The organism is Ensifer sp. VA4 (genome assembly GCF_055710065.1).
The window spans coordinates 1-17,921 of record NZ_JBVQPO010000026.1 but is presented as its reverse complement, the minus strand read 5'-3'; the positions used below and the strand labels follow the sequence as shown (position 1 = coordinate 17,921).

The window sequence follows — 17,921 nt, the reverse complement described above, 5'->3', positions numbered from 1 at the left end:
TCCTTGTTTAAACGCGCAAACACCTGGGGAGGAGACGATGCGCACGATCGATGTGAATGAGGCAATAGACGGGAGCCCTCTCGGGGGCTTCCAGTGGATGGTGGTGGCGCTCTCGGCGCTGCTCTTGATCGTCGACGGTTACGACGTCTTCGTCGCCGGCACCGTGCTGCCGACGCTGATTGCGGAATGGGACTTAAGCAAGCCACAGGCCGGCGCGCTGCAGGCCTGGGCGCTCTTCGGCATGATGTTCGGCGCCCTGATCTTCGGCCCACTTGCCGACCGGATTGGCCGCAGGAAGGGGATCGCCATCAGCTTCCTGCTGTTTACGGTCTCGACGCTTCTGACCGGCTTTGCCAATTCGCCGGAGCAATTCAAGATCTTCCGCTTTTTTGCCGGTCTCGGCTGCGGCGGGTTGATGCCCAACGCGGTGGCGCTGATGAACGAATATGCGCCGAAGCGCCTTCGCGGCACCCTGGTGGCGCTGATGTTCTCCGGCTATTCGGTCGGCGGCATGGTGGCAGCCGGCCTTGGTATCGGTCTCATCCCGTCCTATGGCTGGAAGCCGATGTTCTTCATCGCGGCGGTGCCGCTGCTGCTCTTGCCTGTCATTCTCTGGAAGCTGCCGGAATCACTCGGCTTCCTCATCCGGCAGGGCAAGCAGGAGGAGGCGAAGCGCATCTATGCCAAGATCGACCCGAACGCGCGTCTTGGTGCCGCCGACAGGCTGGTCTTCTCGGAAACGAAGGGTGCTTCGGCATCGGTTCTGGAACTCTTTCGCCACCAGCGGACACTGCGCACCCTCATGCTCTGGATCGCGTTCTTCTGCTGCCTGCTGCTCGTCTACCTGCTCTCCTCCTGGCTGCCGAAGGTGCTGCAGGAAGCCGGCTATGCCGAGAAGGCGAGCTTGCTCAGTCTGTTCTCGCTCAATTTCGGCGGCATGATAGGAGCCATTGCCGGCGGCTGGCTCGGCGACCGCTTCGGCCTGCCGAAGGTGGTGGTCGGCTTCTTCGTCGCGGCAGCGCTGTCGATCGCGCTAATCGGCTTCAACCCGCCGGTGGTGTTCCTGTTCCTGATGGTGTTCGTCGCCGGCGCCACCACGATCGGCACGCAGATCCTGCTCTATGCCAGCGTGGCGCAACTCTACAATCTCTCGATACGCTCGACGGGGCTGGGCTGGGCGTCCGGTGTCGGTCGTATCGGCGCGATCGTTGGGCCGACGCTCGGCGGCGTACTGTTGGCGCAGGAGTTTCCGCTGCAGCAGAACTTCCTGATCTTTGCCGTCCCGGCGGCGATCTCGGCGCTCGCCATGCTGGTGTTTGCGATCAGCAATGCCCGCCGCGTCGAGGTCGGCCAACTGGCGACCGCATAGCCGGCAGCAATGGTAGCCGGATCACGAAGGGTCCGGCCGCCACCCCTTGAGTGCGTTATGTCGCTATCTACGTGTGCAGCGCGCATAAGGCACCCGAGCCGTGGTGTCGCCAGCAACATCGAGCCGCCATCGCTGGCGGCTTTCCCGATCGGAGTTCCTGTCTCATGGCCTATCTCGAGTTACCCAGCCATCGCCTTCATTACCGCATCGACGGTGATCAGAAGAGCAGCGCCCCATGGCTGCTCTTCTGCAACTCGCTCGGCACCGACCTTTCGATGTGGGACGCCCAGATCGAGGCGCTTTCACCGCATTTCCGTGTGCTGCGTTACGATCGCCGGGGCCATGGTCGTTCCTCGGCGCCGCCGCCACCCTATGGGCTCGCCGATCTCGGCCATGACGTGCTGGCCCTTCTGGACGCCTTGGAGATCGAAAAGGCGCATTTCTGCGGCCTGTCGATCGGCGGGATGACAGGACAATGGCTCGGCGCGCACGCGGGTAAGCGGCTGAACAAGATCGTACTCTGTGCGACGGCGGCCCGCATCGGCACGCCCGAGGGCTGGGCCGCGCGCATCGACGCCGTCAGGGCGAGCGGCCTTGAGGGCTTGACCGCCGCCACGGCCGAGCGCTGGTTCAGTCCGACATACGCAGCCAGCCATGGTGATGTCGTCGATCGCATCATCGAGAGCTTCGACGCCACCTCGACGGAAGGTTACATCGGCGGCTGCACCGCGCTGGCGGCTGCGGATTTGCAGGAAGAAATCGCAAATATCGCCAATCCCTTGCTGGCGATTTCCGGCGAGGGGGATCCGGTATGCCCCCCGGCGGACCTCGAAGATATCGCCACGCGCGTGCAGCGGGGCCGGCACCTGTCGCTGCCGGGCCGCCATATCGTCAACATCGAGTCCGCGTCCATGTTCAACGCGGCGCTGCTCGAATTCCTTCACGCCTGAAGGCGCATTCGCACGGCGCCACGCCGATCAACGCATCGCCTACTTGACGGGAACAAGAAGCGGCGCGTCCTTGGTGACGATGTAGGTCGCGAGTTCAGACGCCTTGGTGGTGCCGACGTTCTTCGCCACATGGGCAACGCCAGCTGGAATGAACAACGCCTGGCCCGCCTGAAGCGTCACCGGTGCCCGGCCCTCGAGCTGGTATTCCAGCGAACCTTCGAGCACATAGGCGATTTCTTCGCCTGGATGCGAATGCTTGATCGAGGTTGTGCCCGGCTCGATGTCGACGCGGACCTGCACGGCTTCATGTCCGGGCACGCTGATCTCGTTCTTGATCAGATCCGTGCGCTGAATGCCCTGCATCTGCTGGGCCTGTGCCAGGCGAATCGTCGTCACGCTACCGGCGATCAGTAATGCGGCGGCGAAGATGCGGGTGGTTTTCATGAATTCCTCCGTCAGAGCGTTGGTTGCGTCGGGGCGCTGGAAACATGCTTATTTCTATGGAGGCGTGTATTCGCCGTGTGTCGCGCAGATGGGACTTTTGTAAGCGCTTGTAGCGGCAAGAAGGGAAAATGACGGTGTCTCGTCGGGGGTAATCTGGCTTGTCGTCAGCCGTTCACAATCTCCAGCGATAGGCCCGGCCGCGGGTGCGGCCGAGCGAACAAGGCGACGGAGCTTGCGTTGACGTGTGCCAGAGATCTGCAGGCGGTTACTGCCGGTCTCCAGCGTTGCGGCCGACGGTGATCGAGAGATCCTTGGTCTTGCCGGCACGCCAGACGCTCATGCTCTTCGACGCGCCGGGCGTGAGGTCGGCAACCATGCGCGAGAGATCGCGCGGTGACTTGACAGGGCTGCCGCCGAAGGCGGTGATGATGTCACCGGCCCTGAGGCCCGCCTTGGCGGCAGGCGTTCCGCCGTTGACGCCGGCGACCAGCGCGCCTTCTGCCCGGTGGAGGCCGATCGCATCGGCGATGTCAGTGGTCACCGGTTGAATTTCGACGCCGATGAAGCCGTGCTGGATCCAGCCGTCCTTCATCAGTTCGGCGACGACCTTCTGGGCCTGATCGGAGGGGATGGCAAAGCCGACGCCGACGCTGCCGCCGTTAGGCGAATAGATGGCGGTGTTGATGCCGACCACGCGGCCTTCGGCGTCGACCAGCGGTCCGCCGGAATTGCCGCGGTTGATCGGCGCGTCGATCTGGATGAAGTCGTCATAGGGGCCGCTGTTGAGATCGCGGCCACGCGCCGAAACGATGCCGGCCGTCACGGTCGTGCCGATACCGAACGGATTGCCGATCGCCAGCACCTGGTCGCCGACCCGTAAGGCGTCGGAATCGCCCCAGGCGACGGTGGCGAGCGGTTTCGTCGGTTTGATCTTCAACACAGCGAGATCGTTTTTTGGATCGGCGCCGACAAGCTTGGCAGGCACCTGCGTGCCGTCGTCGAGGGTCACCGTGATGCTCGACGCCTTGTCGATGACGTGGTTGTTGGTGACGATGTAGCCATCGGACGTTACGATAAAACCAGAGCCGAGCGCTTCGGCCCGTTGAGTCGGGCGCCGCTCAGGCGCCTGGTCCGGCAGCGGAATGCCCTGGTCGCGGAAGAATTGGCGAAACTGATCGTCGAAGGGCAAGTCTCCGCCGAGTTGTGACGTTTCGTCGTTGTCGGCCCTGATCACGGTCGTGATGGTGACGACCGCCGGCTTGTCCGCCGAAACGATCGGGGCGAAGGAGCCACCGGATGTCACCGGTACGGCAACCGCGGAGCCGGGCGCGGTGGCCGCAGCCACGTCACGGCCCGCGAAGGTTGCCACGGACAAGGGCGCGATGATGACGGCTGCGCCGAGGAGGGCGGCAGCACGATATCTTCTCACAATGTTTGACATGATCTTGTTCCTTTCGCTGCCAAAGCCGAGCGATCCCCACCGGGTGCCTATAATGGACCTGAACACGGCTCATTGCTTCGATCGGCTTCGTTCAAGACTTGTGTTGATTGCTGAGGGACCGGGCTCGAGGAGCGAACCCGGCGCCGTACATGCGCTCACCCGCAAGCCGGGTGAGCCGGGTCTGCCGGCCGATCAGGCCATTCGGGCAATGTCGCGGTCGAGGTGCCGAACTTCGTTCTGTAGCCGCGCATAGGATTGCGTCGGCAGCATGCCGTGATGGGCGGCGGCGGTCCTGATCGCCTGGGCGCGAACTGTACCGTCTTCGCGCTCGAGCTTCCTGTAATTTGCCGCGGTCAGCTTGCCCTGTTCGCGATCGGCATGGATCCGATGATTGTCGACCTTGAGTTCGTGCAGGACGCGGTCGAGCCGCGACGACGCCATGTGAGCGGGTACGCGGTGGGCCGGCATGGCCGGGGCCGTCATGTCGTCCTGGCCGAAAATGCCCTGATAATAATCACCGGTATAGGCGCCCTTGTCGTTGTCGCGACCGAAGTCGTGGTGATCGGCCGCAAAGGCTCCACCGGCGAAAACGACGAGGGAAAGGGTTGCAATGGCGGTAGTCTTGAGAGGCGAGCGCATATCTGCTTCTCCTTCAACTCGGGAAGCGGGAGGAGCTTCCCTGCGAGGCCGTCTCCTATTGTCGCGTCACGGCCGAAGCGGCCGCCGGCAATATTCAGCCTCGGCTCGAAGGTAATGCTGTCGTGGGGCGTCGTCACGTTAATATCGTGTAATATTACCTCGAAGTTTATCCGGGGTTGGTGTCCATTAACTTTATGTAATGAAAGTCGATCTGCGCCTGTATTACGAATTCCTTTATGCGAATGGCGTGCGACTTACTCCATGCCGGACTTGTATGCTTGCTTTCAGCGATCCTGGCCGGCGTAGTGCGCGCGCGGGCGGATCAATTCACCGCTCTCCACTTGTTCCATCGCGTGGGCGAGCCAGCCGACGGTGCGCGCAAGCGCGAAAATAACGAGGGGCGCGTCTAGCGGAAGGTCGTATGTCGCCGCCAGCGCCGCCAGCGAAAAGTCGAGATTGGCGGGCTCTCCGAGCAGTTCTTCACCGGCTTCGGCTAACGCGCTGTAGAGCGCCGGCACCTCGAAGCTCGCCATGATCGCCTTGGCGCGCGGATCGCCATCGGGATAGAGCCGATGGCCGAAGGCTCTGACCACGCCCTCCGTGGAGAGCATTCCCCGGATCGCCTCGCGGACGCCGCTCGCCGCCGCCTGTTCGGCCAGGCGCGTGACGCTGAGCCAGGCGCCGCCATGTCTCGGCCCGGTCAGCGTGGCAAGCCCCGATAGAGTGGCGGCGGAAAGCGCAGCACCCGAGGAGGCCGTGACCCGGGCCGCGAAGGCCGAAACATTGAGCTCGTGCTCCGCGGTCAGCACCAGGCATTTGCGGATCGGCTCCGTCACCTCCGGCCGCCCCCAGCCCAGTGCCAGCCGCTGGTGCAGCGGCACTGGTTCTCGTGACGGCGCCAGCCCAGCCGCGGCGGTCGCAAGCACCTCGGCGGCTTCGGCCTTCAGTATCGCCGGCCGTCTCCCGAGTGCCGGCAGGTCGCTCTCGATCCGTGCAGCCAGGCGTCCGAATGTTGCGGCCAGGCGCGATTGGCTGCCACCATGGCCACCGGCGGGAACGGTCACTGTCTCGGATGATTGCCAAAGCAGCGTGGCAATTTCCTCCAATGTAGCGTCGCCGGAGAGTTCGACCGCATCGCGGCCGCGATAGAATAACCGTCCGCCAGCGATGCTGGAGATTGTTGTCTGCAGAACCGGTTCGCCCCAGCGGATCGCTTCGGCGGCGACGACCGCCGCCTGCCGCCGCCCGGCATGGCGTTCGGCCAACCGGTGCACGTCGTCTGCCTGGTAGAGGCTGCGGCGCGGATCAGTCGGGTCGGGCTTGGCGCGAATGCGCCCGCGACTGACATTGGCATAAAGCGTCTGCCGCTTGCTGCCGAGCCGGGCGAGCGCCTCTTCGGCGGTGAACCAGAGTGTCTTCATATTGATCAATTGCATCAAGATTGACGTCAATAGGTCTAGGTCGGATCATCCTTCGCGTAAAGGAGAAACTGATGATGAAGAACGGACTTGAAGACGTCGTCGCCGCCGAGACGCAGCTTTCCCATGTCGACGGTGAGGCCGGCGAATTGATCATCCGCGGCGTATCGCTCGATCACCTGGTCGGTTACGCAAGCTATGAAGATGTCGTGGCCCTGCTGGTCGACGGCTTGGTGGGGGCTGCTCCGGATCGAACCGAGCTTGCCCGGGGCCTCGGGCAGAAGCGTCAAGAGGTGTTTGCCCATGTCGGCGCAATCGACGACGCGCTGCTGGAACTGCCGCCAGTCGACATCATGCGCGCGCTGATCGCCAGGCTTCCGGATGGTGATGATCTCGATACGGCGCTGCGCCTGCTTGCCGCTCCGGCCGTTTTCCTGACCGCTGCGCTGCGCCTGAAGAGAGGTGAAAGCCCGGTTGCGCCGCGGCCGGCGCTTTCCCATGCCGCCGATATCCTGGCGATGCTCGGCGCCAAGGTGCCGATGAGGCAGGAAGTGGCGGCGCTCGATGCCTATCTGGTGACGATTTCGGACCACGGCCTCAACGCCTCCACCTTTGCCTCGCGTGTGGTCGCGTCCACGAAAGCCGGTCTCACATCTTCGGTGCTCGCTGCAATCAGCGCTCTCAAGGGGCCGCTTCACGGCGGTGCGCCGGGTCCGGTGCTGGACATGCTTGATGCGATCGGAACACCGGAGAATGCGGAAACCTGGCTCACCCGTGCGCTCGACCGCGGCGAGCGGCTGATGGGCTTTGGCCATCGTGTCTATCGTGTCCGCGACCCCCGTGCCGACGCGCTGAAAGGCGCTTTGAGGCAACTGATCGCCGCCGACCCGGCGAACCGCGATCGTATTCAACTGGCCGAAGCGGTCGAACAGTCGGCGCTCGCGATCTTGAAGGTGCGCAAGCCCAACCGTCCGCTCGACGTCAATGTGGAGTTCTATACCGCGCTTCTGCTCGATGCGCTGAATTTCCCGCGCGAGGCTTTTACCGGCGTTTTTGCGATCGGCCGCACCGTCGGCTGGGTCGCCCATGCGCGCGAGCAGGCACTCGAAGGCCGGCTCATCCGGCCGCGCTCCGTCTATGTCGGGCCTCTGCCGCAACAGGCGGCCTGAGCGGGCGTGCTCTACGGTGAGACGGTCACGGAAATCGTCGAAACCGAGGACGGTCGCAAACGGGCGACCGTCCTCGGCGAAACGCAGCAGGCGGCCGTCAGGCCGCCTTCTTGGCGTCGAAGGGGATCTCGATATCGACTGCGAGCGTCGAGACCTGGGCGCCGCGCTCCATCGTCACGCGGACCTTTTCGTCGTCGATCTGCATGTGCTTGGAGATCGCCTGGAGGATTTCGTCACGCAGCTTGGTGACGAGATCGGAATCGCCGGCAGATGCGCGCTCGTGGGCCAGCAGCACCTGCAGCCGTTCGCGGGCGGCTGGAGCTGACTGGGAGCGGGAGAAGAAACGGAACGGGTTCATGCCGCCTTCCTTCCGAAGATTTTGCCGAGGAAGCTGCGCTTTTCACCGGGAATGGTGATCGGCAGGGCTTCGCCCTTGAGCCGGCGTGCAGCGTCGAAATAGGCCAGCGCCGGGGCTGAGCGGTTGTCTGCGAGCGTGACCGGCGAGCCGACGTTGGAGGCGCGCAGCACGTCAGCGCTTTCCGGGATGATGCCCATCAGCGGGATAGACAGGATTTCCAGGACGTCGTCGACCTTCAGCATGTCGCCGCGCTCGGCGCGAGTGGGGTCGTAGCGGGTGAGCAGCAGGTGCTTTTCCATGCGCTCGCCGTTCTCGGCCTTGAGCGTCTTGGAATCGAGCAGGCCGATGATGCGATCGGAATCGCGCACCGACGAGACTTCCGGGTTGGTTACGACGATGGCGATATCCGCATGGCGCATGGCCAGCGTCGCGCCACGCTCGATGCCGGCGGGGCTGTCGCAGATAACCCAGTCGAAGGCGCTCTGAAGGGCGGCGATGACCTTCTCAACACCTTCCGGCGTCAGATTGTCCTTGTCGCGGGTCTGGGAGGCCGGCAGCAGATAGAGCGTCTCCAGGCGCTTGTCGCGGATCAGTGCCTGCGACAGCTTGGCCTCGCCCTGGATCACGTTGACCAGGTCATAGACGACGCGCCGTTCCGCGCCCATGACCAGGTCGAGATTGCGAAGACCGACGTCAAAGTCCACGACGACAACCTTCTCGCCATTCTGCGCGAGGGCGGCGCCCAATGCGGCGCTGGACGTCGTCTTGCCGACGCCGCCTTTGCCCGATGTAACCACGACTACCTTGCCCATTCGTCTCTCCAAGTATCTAGAATTCGCCTTCGCCTGCGTCCTTATGATTTGGGCCGGATCGACCGAAATCATCAGCGGGATGCGGGCGGCGGCCGCCCGCACTCGTCCTCGTCTCGCCCTAGCCGAGAGTTCCCGCCTTGAGCGCTTCGCCGTCGAGCCAGATCTGCACAGCCTTGCCGCGCAGGTTTGGCTCCATCTCGTCGGCCGTTTTGTAAAAGCCGTCGATCGCAATCAGTTCCGCTTCGAGCTTGCGGCAGAAAATCCGCGCAGATGCATTGCCCGTGGTGCCGGCCATCGCCCGGCCGCGCAGCGCGCCGTAGATGTGGATCGAGCCGCCGGCCACGACCTCTGCGCCGGAGGCGACCGAGCCGACGATCGTCACGTCGCCTTCGGGGAAGAACAGCGATTGGCCGGAGCGTACCGGCTGGGTGACGACGATCGAAGGCGTTGCCTTGGCGGCAAGCGGCTCGGCCGTGATGACGGCCTGCGTTGCCGTCTCCGGGGCCTCGGCCGCCCTTTCGGCCTGCTCCGCCATCTTCGCTTCGTAGTCGGCTGCCGGACGCCCGTCATTCATCGCCGGCGGAAGATCGGCGCCGAGCAACGACTGGCGCGCGCCTTCGATGCCCATGATCCGGACGTTGCGTTTGCCCAGTTGATCGACGAGTTCGCGCAACTGTGAACGATCGATGTCGAGTCCCTCGACATCGAGCACGACCGGCCGCCGCAGGAAAAACCCGGCGGAGCGGGATGCCAGATCGTCGAGCCGGGTGAGCCAGTCCTCGAGAGGCAACTCGGGGGTTAGCGCTAGAGCAAGGAAGGAGCGCCCCTTGAGGCGGATCGGCCGGGATTCAGTTAACACGTCGTTCATCTTGGTAAATTTTCCGTTGCTTCGGTGTACCGACGAAATGGTTAACAAATGGTTAATTCGGCAATGCGAAGGTTAATGACGCAGGTCCCGCGACGAGCCCGCCGACGTTGAAAAACAAGGGAAATCGACCTCTTGGAAGAGGCATATCTTTTGGTCGTCGGTGCCTTGGCGATGGAGGGTTGATTGTCTGCCGGCCGCTGAGGGGAGCGTGAATCGTCGACCCCCGGCGATTGCGATTCGGCCGGTTGCGTGAAGGGAGTTGACATTGGAGTGTCAAAATAAGAACATAACGTGAACAAATGGAGGTTTCCCATGAACCGGACAGAAACCATGACCCATACCGAAGAAGTGATCGAACGCGCCATGGCTGCCGTCGCAGCCGCCCGGAAGAAGCGGGAACGCGAAGCCGAGTGGCGCAAGCGCACCTTTGGGCGCATCGACATGACGCCGCCTCTGCCGCGGCTGAAGCGCGGCGGCGTGCAGCTTTCCCTGCGGCTCGACGGTTCTGCCCGGTGATCGAAGAGACGATCACTCATGGGATTGCGGCTCTGACGACGATGGATGTCGCAGAAGTCAGGCGCATAACTCGAACCAAATTCGGGATTTCCGCGACGTCGCCGCATGACGATACTGGAACAAAAGCACCTAGCCTTGCTCGATGAAGCACAGCGCCGTGGACAACCGGACATGGACACGGACATGGACAAGGCGGGCGCGGGTTGCCTTCGTCTGCTCCGTTGCTTGAGGAACGGCCGCTTCCGGCGCTGCTGGAAAACGCCCGAACACACACCATTCATCACGAATGGTGCGTGTTCCTTTTGCGCGCTTCTCACTTCGGCTCGTTGTCGTTGTCGGCTTTGGCATTAAAATCGCACTGATAGCTGACCTCGACCTTGGCGATGAGAGGAACCGAGACTGCGACCGAGATCTTCAACCGGCCCTTTTGGGACAGCTTGGCGACTTGCCGGCCCGTGATGGCGCGCCTGCCATTGATCCCAAGAAACAGCGCCGCCGCGCCGAAGAAGAAACCGCACGCGTCAGCCACGGATTCTTCCAGACCGAGTCAGGAAGGACGATCGCAGACGTAGCTCACGCTGCTTTCGGTCGGCACAGAGCTGACAACAAGTGGCAAAGTGATCAGTCAAGGTCATTGCGCAACTATCGTATGTACACCTGCCGGAAGCCTGAAGCGTTCCTGCGTCGCAGCGAGAGACGGCCGGGCCTCGGAGATGATCCGCCACACTTCGACCGCCCCGCCGGGCGACGCGCTGTGGTTTCTATACCGATTGACGCCAACGAAGACGTGGCGACCGCCGCGATCGAAGGCCAGGCCTTGGGGAAGAACCCCTGCGACCGGCCATTCGCCATGAAGTGTCAGCCGGCCGGTTTGGCTTTCCAGCTCGTAGAGGCTGAGTGAAGCCTGCTCGGTCCAGTCGCGCGATCCGTCCGGCTTTCCGGTTCCACGCAGATTGCACGTGACCAGGAAGCGGCCGTCAGGGCTGAAGGCGATCGTCTCGGCTCCCCATCCTCCGACAATGATGTGGGGCACAGTATGCCGTGCTTTGTCGCCGGACGCGCCGACATCGGCGAGCCGGACGGTCGTCAGAATTCCCTCTCGCACGCCGTAGAACCCCTCGGTGTCGGTGCCCCACTGCAGGTCGGAGGTGACATAGTAGCGACCATCCGGCGAGAACCGGCCGACGAAGGGAAACTTGTTCGTTTGCACGCGGTTGCCCCAGGGACGGATATCGGACACCGCTCCGGCTTGATTGCGGACGACCTCGTAGAAGGCAACCTGGTTGCGATCGACGAGGTTGACCGCGATGTACCGACCGCTCGGGTGCCACTGCACCCAGGTCGACTTCAGAGGAATGAAGCCAGTTGATGGTTCGAGGTCGAGGCCGAAGCTGGTGACCAGCCCGAAGTGGCCGTCATTGTTTGAAACGAAGGAAAGTTCCCGGTCAGCATCGACCGTGATCGCGACGATCAGGTCACCGGAAGGACTGACCTCGATAGCCTGTGGCTGTGTGCCGATTCGCACGCTGTCCACGACCGTCGGGCTATCGCCGTCAAGCCTCACCGAGCGGATCGCGTCGCCTTGCGGCAGTTCATCGAGGCGTGTCGCGCCCGCGGGCCGTTGGCCGAAGGTCTCCGCCACGAACGCAAAGCGGCCATCTGGCGAAAGATCGAGAGCGCCCGGTGGGCCGTAGGTAGAGTTCGATATTTCCAGCTGCGTCACCAGCGACGCCTCGCTCAATGGTGATCTGATGATGGACAGCGTGTCCCGGTGGCGAGAATCTGGAGGCCCAAGTTCACCGGTCTCATAGACGGTCGGGACCATGTCGGTATCGGAGAGGACGACGATCGTCTCGGCTCCAGTCTCTGATGTCTCCGCAAGTGCAAGGACCGGCACCAGTACCATCGCCAGTACGGCGATGCGTGAACATGTTCGCATGAAATCCAGCTCCGTTTGTTCTTGACCTCCCTTCCTCTCATTGCCGCCGCTAATCGTCCAATCGATATTGGACATTCCGATATTTCCCAAGGTAATATCTGCTCTGCCCAGGCCATGGGTTGCGACTTGAAGCTGGGAAAATCTACAATGAACCTCGCCGCAGTCGATCTGAACCTGCTCGTCGCCTTCGACGCCCTGCTCGGCGAGGGTAGCGTGAGCGCCGCGGCGGCGCGCATAGGCCTCAGCCAACCCGCCATGAGCAAGCGTCTGGCGCATCTGCGGCAACTCTTTGCCGACGATCTGTTCGTCCGCAGCGCAGATGGGGTTCGTCCAACGGAAAAGGCTTTGGACCTTGCCGATCCGATCCGCGCGGCGCTGCGCCAGATAGAGGACGCGTTGGGTGGCCTTGGGCAGTTTTCACCTGACCGTTCGCAGCGCGTATTCAGGATTGCGACGACGGATCACGTTGCGGCCACCCTGGCTCCGCGCCTTATGGCTACCCTACGGCAGGTTGCGCCAAGGACGTCTATCGTTATCCGAAGTCTTCATCGCCAGGACGTGATCGACCAGCTCGAGAAGGGATCCGTTGATCTCGCGATTACGATACTGCCGGACGCTCCGACCAGCATAAAGCGGGTTTCCCTCTTTCACGTCGACTGGGTTTCGCTCGTGTCGGCTTCTCACCCCGAGATTGTCGATGAGCTGACGCTGGATCTCTATCTGAAATATCCGCACTTGTTGGTGACCCATGTCGGCGACCTCAAGGGCTATGTCGATCGCATGCTGGACGATCGAGGCCTAAAGCGCAACGTCGTGATGAGTCTGCCCTATGCACTGGCCGTGCCAGCAATCATTGCGCGCACCGACATGATCTGCACCTTGTCGACCAATCTGGTTAATCTCGCCAGCTGGCCTGGGGTACGATCTTTCCCAGTGCCGTTCGACTATTCCGGATATGAGGAGACGATGCTCTGGCACCGGCGGAACGACAGCGACCCGGGTCATGGCTGGATGCGGCGCACGCTACTTGAAGTGAGTGAAACGCTTACGCGTCACGAACCGTGACCGGCAGTTTGTGGACGCCTAGGGCATCCTCGACATAAAGGCCTCGCGCTCGGGGTCCTGCGCCCGGGCACGAGCGAACTCCACCAAGGCTCGCAGCTTGGGCAGCAGCGAGTTTCGCTTCGGATAGTAGAGAAAGAGACCGGGTGACTCCATCGCGTGATCGTTCAGGACGCCAATCAGCCGCCCCGAGGCGAGAGGCTCGTGAACGACCGGCTCCGGCACGTAGATCAGGCCAAGTCCCTTGAGCGCGGCCGCCACCATGACCGGAGTGTCGTTCAGGATCATCGGGCCTTTCACTGTGACTTCGTAGGTCCGCTCTCCGTCCCGAAACGTCCAGTTGACGATCTTTCCGGAACTGCTGAGGCGGAACCGGATGCAGCGATGGCAGGCAAGATCCTCCGGTCGTTCAGGTTTCGGAAACTCAGCGAAATAGTCAGGCGAACCGGCGACAATGAACGGGAAGGACGGCGACAGCCGCACGGCCACCATGTCGGGCTGTAGTCGTTCTCCGAGCCGGATACCTGCGTCGAAGCCGTTGGCGACGATGTCCGACAGCCCATCTTCGGCAAAGAGCTCAACCTCGATGTCCGGAAAGACTTCACAGAATTCGCGCATCGGATCGAGAAGGAACGGAATGACGCCCCGGGATGCATTGAGCCGCAGGGTTCCTGATGGGCGACCGCTGTAGATCTTCAATGCCGTGAAGCAGGCTTCGAGGTTCTCGAGCGCCGGGCGCGCCTGCTCCAGAAACAGCATCCCCGCCTCGGTAAGTCCGACACTCCGCGTGGTCCTGGATAGCAGTGCGGTACCGAGACTGGATTCAAGCGCCTTGATCATCTGGCTGACGGCTGAGGGTGAGACGCCGAGATCGGCTGCGGCGGCGCGAAAACTCCTGCGGTCCGCCACCCTTATGAACGCCGCAACTGCATCAGTCTCCGTTCGCCTCAGCATCACCTGGCCTTCGCATTGCCTTCTCACGCTCGCCGGCTGTTGTCCGTCAACCCGTGATTGTGAAGCTCCTGTGATCAGCTTGTGCAATAATGGCTGAATTATCGAGCACAACCGAACGATATACCTTGTTTGTATCGTCGTGCAAATCGGGTCGTTCGGCATGAAACTACAGGTCATTCTTCGACGCTCTGCCATAGTAACAGCGATGGCTGCCGTTCTTCTCATCCTGGCGTTCGCCATCATGGTCCAGTCGTCGGATTTCACACCGGCAACATGGACACCGGGCGCGCAGTCGCAGAACACACGCAACACCGCATTGCGCGAAGCGCGCCCGGTCGGTGGCGAGACTCTGTGCGGACCGGAAGACGTCGCCATCGACGGACGGGGCCGCATCTTCGCCGGGACCGTCGATGGGACGATCTGGCGTGCAGACCTCAACGCCGAGAGGCCGCGCTTCGAGCGGTTTGCCGAGGTCGGCGGACGCCCGTTGGGATTGGTGGTCGGCGCCGATGACGTTCTCTACGTGGCCAATCACGGCATCGGGCTGCAGGCGGTTTCGCCCGGGGGTGAGGTCACAAGCCTGCTGACCGAGGTCGATGGCACGCCAATCCTCTTCGCCAACGACCTCGCCATCGATACGGACGGGATCATCTATTTTTCGGATGCGAGCAGCCGCTACAACGTCTCCACCATCGGCGTTCAAGGCACCTACGGCGTGCCCGACCTTCTGGAGGGGCGTCCATTCGGCAGAGTAATCCGCTTCGATACCCGCAGCGGGGCCGCTTCCGTGCTCGCGGAGGGGCTCTATTTCCCCAACGGCATCGCCATCAGCCGGGACGGACAGTCGATCATCGTGGCGGAGACCAATCGGTACCGGCTGTCGCGCATTTGGCTCGACGCCCCTCGTGCCGGCGAGCGTGAAACGTTGATCGACAATCTGCAAGGCTTGGCCGACGGCCTGACCGGGCTCGGCGACGGCAGGATGCTGCTTGCCGCCTATCACCGCACCCCCGTGCTCGATGAAAGCGTCCTGCCAAGCTGGTTCATGCGGCACGTCATGTCGCGGCTGCCGAATTCCTTCTTCACACGCAATGCTCCGAACGGATTTGTCGCCGTCATCGACGACCGGACAGGCGAGGTTCTGCAGGAACTCCACGGCGGAACGGGTGAAGCGGCCGCGCCAGCCAATGCGATCTTTTGGAACGGGGAGCTTTTCATCGGAACGCTGTTTGGCTCGGCGGTGTCGAGGATCGATCTGCCGGTAAAGCCCTCGTCTACGCAAACGTTGGCAAACTGACTGCGAGGGCACACCCATGGATATCGATCCGATCGGCGACGTCATGACCTGGGTCGCGACGTACGGGGTAGCGGGGCTATTCGGCATCGCCCTCGCTGAACGTTTCGTACCTGTGCTGCCCTCGTACGGCCTTCTTGTCGCCGTGGGCATCGCCACGGCGGAAGGCACTTGGTCGCTCCCTGTTGCTCTTACCACCTCAATCACCGGCGGCGTTGTGGGCTGTGTCGTCTGTTATCTGCTGGCGAAGGCACTTGGAGAATCGCGATCACGGGCGCTTCTCTGCCGGACTGGCGGTCTCTTCGGCGTGTCGAATGCAGGCATCGAGCGCTGGACGGCGATTCTGCACGACAACCGGACAATGTTTACGTTCGCCGCACAACTCGTCCCGACCGTCAGGCTGCTTGCTCCCGGGCTGGCCGGGCTCCTGCGTGTGAAGACAGCCGTTTTTGTGACGGGTTCCGCCTGCGGCGTTGCACTCTGGAACAGCGTGTTCATCGGATTGGGTTTTGCAACCTCCACCGTGGTTGATGCCGCCAATGCCTCTGCTCTGGCACTGAGTGTGTTGGTGCTGCTGCTGGTTTCAGAGGGTGTCGCACTCGTGATCTGGACTCGCTGGCGGCGGCGCGCCGGACGGGCAGCAATCGAGAGGATGTCAGCCGGTGACCAGTGAGGCCCAAAAGCCAGACGCCGATCCCCTGAGCGATCTTGTCAGGTTCTTCCGCGCCTGGCTATCTGATCCGCTTCGCGTCGCCGCGGTCATACCCTCAGGGATGGCCCTGGCGGACGCGATGACCAGGGAAATCTCAGCCGCGACGGGGCCGGTCATCGAGCTTGGCGCGGGGACCGGCGTATTTACCCGCGCGCTTATCGCCCGCGGTGTTCCCGAGGATCAACTTGCGCTCGTCGAGTCCAGTTTCGATTTCGCCCAACTTCTCCAACTCCGCTTTCCCCAGGCTTATACGCTCCGCATGAATGCGACTCAGCTCCGCCATATCGAGCTGTTCGGCCAGCGCGGTGCCGGCGCGGTCGTTAGCGGCTTGCCGCTCCTTTCGATGTCAGCACGCGAGGTCATCAGAATTTTGGAAGGAGCGTTCGGTCACCTTCGGCCCAACGGCGCGTTCTACCAGTTCACCTATGGCCCAAGATGCCCGGTGTCGAGGCCGCTCTTGGATCGGCTCGGGCTTAAAGCGACCCAGATTGGTGGCACGTGGGCGAACGTTCCGCCCGCGGCCGTCTATAGATTTCGCCGACGGCCGGCACACACGATGGCCACAAGCCAGGTGCTCGAACCCCATGTGTCGGCACCTCCTCCATCGGCAGAGGCCTGGTAGCGACCAAGGTGACATCGTCGGTCGCCAGTGCGCCGTTCGGCAAACGCCGATCGCCGGATATCAGGCCTCGAGCGGCTTCGCGGCCGATGCGCCCAGGACGTCCTCGAAAACATCCAGGAAGCGGCGGCCGACTGAGGGGAGCATTTTCCCGCGCCAGGCGACGGCCATCGGGAGCGAGGGAGGCGCGGGCGAGAGGGGACGGAAGACAACACCGGGCCGTGGAACCGCGGCTATTCCTTCGGTGACGAAGCCCAGGCCTTCGCCGGCCGACACGAAGGCCGTAAGCGTTGTCATTGGCGTCACCTCCTGGACCACCCTCGGGTTGATCCCCTGTTTCTGAAAATAGGCGATCAAACGATCGTAGATGCGTGGCCCGACAGACCGCGGCGGGAGGAGGAAGGGCTGCCCCGCCAGATCCTTAGCCGAGATGCGCTCGCATGAAGCGAGGGGATGCGCCTGCGGCAATGCAAGGACGAGTTGCTGATCCGGCAAGGCACACTTGCCGAGATTTCTCGCCTCCAGTGGCGGATGAAGCACGCCCAAATCGAGGCTGCCTTCCTCCAGCGCTCTCTCGAGCAGCGGTGAGACCATTTCCGTGAGCTCTACGGCCACCTGAGGGTAGCGAGCCCTGTAGGCGCGCACCGCCTCGGGCAGCACGCTGTAGAATGCAATCACTGTGAAGCCGAGCCGTAGGACTCCGACTTCACCGTCTGCCGCCCGCTTTGCCTGAAGCTTCGCGAGATTCGCGTTCGCGACGGCAGCGCGCGCCGGCTCCAGGAAGGCGGCGCCCGACGGCGTGAGGCCCACATGCCGGCGATCACGTTCGAGAAGGCGAACGGCGATCTCCGCTTCGAGCGCACGGATGCGCTGGCTGAGGGCTGGCTGCGTGATGTTAAGCCGCTCGGCGGAGCGACGGAAGCTTAGGGTCTCGGCGATGGAGACGAAGCAGGCGAGCGATCGAATGTCCATTATTGATGCAAAACCCTTATCACAGGTGGTGATATTCCGATTGGATTCTTATGAAGATCGCAGCGATGATCGCCCCTGACAAGCACGTCGACAGCACGATGAATAGCCGAAGGGATCAGAAATGCGAATTATCCTTGGAGCCGCCTGTGTTGCGGCGTTGATAAGCAGCACCACCGGGGTATCTGCGACAACAGACCTACCGGGTTTCCTACCAGAGCTTTCCGCCGGCACGATCGCGGTGATCTCGGATGGCGAGTTCGTTGCCCAAACCTACGCGATGGGCCGGCTCGCACCTGCGGGGGCTGGTCTGCGCGACAGACTTACCATTCTGACGATCGAGGATGGTACGGTGCGCACCGCCTCGCTCAACGTGTCGAATTCCGTC

The 17,921-nt window shown here is 62.7% G+C and carries 18 protein-coding genes and 2 pseudogenes; 9 read left to right on the top strand and 11 right to left on the bottom strand.

Annotation, left to right across the window (positions count from 1 at the left end; translation table 11 throughout):
• Nucleotides 1-37: 37 nt before the first annotated feature.
• Both AC0C6X_RS28900 and pcaD read left to right on the top strand, forming a co-directional pair.
• A complete protein-coding gene (locus tag AC0C6X_RS28900; protein WP_247959231.1) occupies nucleotides 38-1,369 on the top strand; it encodes an MFS transporter in 1,332 nt (443 codons plus the stop codon).
• 164 nt (nucleotides 1,370-1,533) lie between these two features.
• Nucleotides 1,534-2,319: a 3-oxoadipate enol-lactonase gene (gene pcaD / locus AC0C6X_RS28895; RefSeq protein ID WP_173519480.1), complete on the top strand. Its 786-nt coding sequence runs from the start codon at nucleotides 1,534-1,536 to the stop codon at nucleotides 2,317-2,319.
• Between the two features lie 39 nt (nucleotides 2,320-2,358).
• On the opposite strand, the gene AC0C6X_RS28890 is transcribed toward pcaD, so the two are convergent.
• The 4 genes and pseudogenes from AC0C6X_RS28890 to AC0C6X_RS28875 form a co-directional block, all read right to left on the bottom strand.
• A complete protein-coding gene (locus AC0C6X_RS28890; protein WP_247959230.1) occupies nucleotides 2,359-2,763 on the bottom strand; it encodes a cupin domain-containing protein in 405 nt (134 codons plus the stop codon).
• Between the two features lie 283 nt (nucleotides 2,764-3,046).
• A pseudogene (locus AC0C6X_RS28885) lies at nucleotides 3,047-4,204 on the bottom strand (Do family serine endopeptidase); the annotation flags it as partial.
• A 192-nt stretch (nucleotides 4,205-4,396) separates the two neighbouring features.
• Nucleotides 4,397-4,843, bottom strand: a complete 447-nt coding sequence (locus AC0C6X_RS28880; protein WP_173519483.1) for a hypothetical protein — start codon at nucleotides 4,841-4,843, stop codon at nucleotides 4,397-4,399.
• Between the two features lie 284 nt (nucleotides 4,844-5,127).
• On the bottom strand, nucleotides 5,128-6,279 hold the full coding sequence (locus tag AC0C6X_RS28875; protein ID WP_472956443.1) for a citrate synthase: 1,152 nt from the start codon (nucleotides 6,277-6,279) through the stop codon (nucleotides 5,128-5,130).
• Between the two features lie 59 nt (nucleotides 6,280-6,338).
• Between AC0C6X_RS28875 and AC0C6X_RS28870 the strand changes: the two genes are divergently transcribed.
• Entirely contained in the window at nucleotides 6,339-7,430 is a 1,092-nt protein-coding gene (locus tag AC0C6X_RS28870; protein WP_472956458.1) for a citrate synthase/methylcitrate synthase, read from the top strand.
• A gap of 97 nt (nucleotides 7,431-7,527) precedes the next feature.
• Here AC0C6X_RS28870 and minE read toward each other — a convergent pair whose 3' ends face one another.
• From minE to minC, 3 genes are all read right to left on the bottom strand, one after another.
• Entirely contained in the window at nucleotides 7,528-7,788 is a 261-nt protein-coding gene (gene minE, locus AC0C6X_RS28865; RefSeq protein WP_173519484.1) for a cell division topological specificity factor MinE, read from the bottom strand.
• On the bottom strand, nucleotides 7,785-8,600 hold the full coding sequence (minD, locus tag AC0C6X_RS28860; protein ID WP_247959228.1) for a septum site-determining protein MinD: 816 nt from the start codon (nucleotides 8,598-8,600) through the stop codon (nucleotides 7,785-7,787). Before minD ends, minE begins: the two co-directional genes overlap by 4 nt.
• Nucleotides 8,601-8,718: 118 nt before the next feature.
• A complete protein-coding gene (gene minC, locus AC0C6X_RS28855; RefSeq protein WP_173519486.1) occupies nucleotides 8,719-9,468 on the bottom strand; it encodes a septum site-determining protein MinC in 750 nt (249 codons plus the stop codon).
• 330 nt (nucleotides 9,469-9,798) lie between these two features.
• On the opposite strand from minC, the gene AC0C6X_RS28850 reads away from it, so the two are divergent.
• Complete coding sequence (locus AC0C6X_RS28850) at nucleotides 9,799-9,984, top strand: hypothetical protein (protein ID WP_057252114.1); 186 nt, start codon at nucleotides 9,799-9,801, stop codon at nucleotides 9,982-9,984.
• Nucleotides 9,985-10,297: 313 nt separating this feature from the next.
• On the opposite strand, the gene AC0C6X_RS28845 is transcribed toward AC0C6X_RS28850, so the two are convergent.
• Together AC0C6X_RS28845 and AC0C6X_RS28840 are read right to left on the bottom strand one after the other, a co-directional pair.
• Nucleotides 10,298-10,513, bottom strand: a complete 216-nt coding sequence (locus tag AC0C6X_RS28845; RefSeq protein ID WP_173519487.1) for a hypothetical protein — start codon at nucleotides 10,511-10,513, stop codon at nucleotides 10,298-10,300.
• Between the two features lie 102 nt (nucleotides 10,514-10,615).
• Nucleotides 10,616-11,998, bottom strand: a complete 1,383-nt coding sequence (locus AC0C6X_RS28840) for a lactonase family protein (protein ID WP_247959227.1) — start codon at nucleotides 11,996-11,998, stop codon at nucleotides 10,616-10,618.
• Between the two features lie 72 nt (nucleotides 11,999-12,070).
• On the opposite strand from AC0C6X_RS28840, the gene AC0C6X_RS28835 reads away from it, so the two are divergent.
• Nucleotides 12,071-12,988, top strand: coding sequence for a LysR family transcriptional regulator (locus tag AC0C6X_RS28835; RefSeq protein WP_472956441.1), 918 nt, complete (start codon nucleotides 12,071-12,073; stop codon nucleotides 12,986-12,988).
• Between the two features lie 18 nt (nucleotides 12,989-13,006).
• On the opposite strand, the gene AC0C6X_RS28830 is transcribed toward AC0C6X_RS28835, so the two are convergent.
• Nucleotides 13,007-14,101: a LysR family transcriptional regulator gene (locus tag AC0C6X_RS28830; RefSeq protein WP_472956440.1), complete on the bottom strand. Its 1,095-nt coding sequence runs from the start codon at nucleotides 14,099-14,101 to the stop codon at nucleotides 13,007-13,009.
• Nucleotides 14,102-14,144: 43 nt separating this feature from the next.
• Between AC0C6X_RS28830 and AC0C6X_RS28825 the strand changes: the two genes are divergently transcribed.
• The 3 genes from AC0C6X_RS28825 to AC0C6X_RS28815 are packed head-to-tail and all read left to right on the top strand — an operon-like array spanning nucleotide 14,145 to nucleotide 16,567.
• Nucleotides 14,145-15,236 (top strand): SMP-30/gluconolactonase/LRE family protein, encoded by a 1,092-nt coding sequence (locus AC0C6X_RS28825; RefSeq protein ID WP_173519490.1) that lies wholly within the window; start codon nucleotides 14,145-14,147, stop codon nucleotides 15,234-15,236.
• Nucleotides 15,237-15,252: 16 nt separating this feature from the next.
• On the top strand, nucleotides 15,253-15,906 hold the full coding sequence (locus tag AC0C6X_RS28820; RefSeq protein ID WP_173519491.1) for a DedA family protein: 654 nt from the start codon (nucleotides 15,253-15,255) through the stop codon (nucleotides 15,904-15,906).
• Nucleotides 15,896-16,567 carry a class I SAM-dependent methyltransferase gene (locus tag AC0C6X_RS28815; protein WP_472956439.1) on the top strand — a complete coding sequence of 224 codons (672 nt, stop codon included), beginning with the start codon at nucleotides 15,896-15,898 and terminating at the stop codon, nucleotides 16,565-16,567. The genes AC0C6X_RS28820 and AC0C6X_RS28815 overlap by 11 nt, the downstream gene beginning before the upstream one ends.
• Nucleotides 16,568-16,627: 60 nt before the next feature.
• Here AC0C6X_RS28815 and AC0C6X_RS28810 read toward each other — a convergent pair whose 3' ends face one another.
• Nucleotides 16,628-17,536: a LysR substrate-binding domain-containing protein gene (locus tag AC0C6X_RS28810; protein WP_173519493.1), complete on the bottom strand. Its 909-nt coding sequence runs from the start codon at nucleotides 17,534-17,536 to the stop codon at nucleotides 16,628-16,630.
• Nucleotides 17,537-17,657: 121 nt separating this feature from the next.
• Between AC0C6X_RS28810 and AC0C6X_RS28805 the strand changes: the two are divergent.
• Nucleotides 17,658-17,921: pseudogene (locus AC0C6X_RS28805) on the top strand (lactonase family protein); the annotation flags it as partial.

What these genes read in the sequence shown, in the direction of transcription:
- AC0C6X_RS28900 (WP_247959231.1), top strand. Translation starts at nt 38, where the DNA reads ATGCGCACGATCGATGTGAATGAGGCAATAGACGGGAGCCCTCTCGGG.
- AC0C6X_RS28825 (WP_173519490.1), top strand. Translation starts at nt 14,145, where the DNA reads ATGGCTGCCGTTCTTCTCATCCTGGCGTTCGCCATCATGGTCCAGTCG.
- AC0C6X_RS28870 (WP_472956458.1), top strand. Translation starts at nt 6,339, where the DNA reads ATGAAGAACGGACTTGAAGACGTCGTCGCCGCCGAGACGCAGCTTTCC.
- AC0C6X_RS28835 (WP_472956441.1), top strand. Translation starts at nt 12,071, where the DNA reads ATGAACCTCGCCGCAGTCGATCTGAACCTGCTCGTCGCCTTCGACGCC.
- AC0C6X_RS28830 (WP_472956440.1), bottom strand. Translation starts at nt 14,101, where the DNA reads ATGCCGAACGACCCGATTTGCACGACGATACAAACAAGGTATATCGTT.
- AC0C6X_RS28890 (WP_247959230.1), bottom strand. Translation starts at nt 2,763, where the DNA reads ATGAAAACCACCCGCATCTTCGCCGCCGCATTACTGATCGCCGGTAGC.
- minD (WP_247959228.1), bottom strand. Translation starts at nt 8,600, where the DNA reads ATGGGCAAGGTAGTCGTGGTTACATCGGGCAAAGGCGGCGTCGGCAAG.
- AC0C6X_RS28875 (WP_472956443.1), bottom strand. Translation starts at nt 6,279, where the DNA reads ATGCAATTGATCAATATGAAGACACTCTGGTTCACCGCCGAAGAGGCG.
- minC (WP_173519486.1), bottom strand. Translation starts at nt 9,468, where the DNA reads ATGAACGACGTGTTAACTGAATCCCGGCCGATCCGCCTCAAGGGGCGC.
- AC0C6X_RS28840 (WP_247959227.1), bottom strand. Translation starts at nt 11,998, where the DNA reads ATGTCCAATATCGATTGGACGATTAGCGGCGGCAATGAGAGGAAGGGA.
- AC0C6X_RS28880 (WP_173519483.1), bottom strand. Translation starts at nt 4,843, where the DNA reads ATGCGCTCGCCTCTCAAGACTACCGCCATTGCAACCCTTTCCCTCGTC.
- AC0C6X_RS28810 (WP_173519493.1), bottom strand. Translation starts at nt 17,536, where the DNA reads ATGGACATTCGATCGCTCGCCTGCTTCGTCTCCATCGCCGAGACCCTA.
- pcaD (WP_173519480.1), top strand. Translation starts at nt 1,534, where the DNA reads ATGGCCTATCTCGAGTTACCCAGCCATCGCCTTCATTACCGCATCGAC.
- minE (WP_173519484.1), bottom strand. Translation starts at nt 7,788, where the DNA reads ATGAACCCGTTCCGTTTCTTCTCCCGCTCCCAGTCAGCTCCAGCCGCC.
- AC0C6X_RS28820 (WP_173519491.1), top strand. Translation starts at nt 15,253, where the DNA reads ATGGATATCGATCCGATCGGCGACGTCATGACCTGGGTCGCGACGTAC.
- AC0C6X_RS28850 (WP_057252114.1), top strand. Translation starts at nt 9,799, where the DNA reads ATGACCCATACCGAAGAAGTGATCGAACGCGCCATGGCTGCCGTCGCA.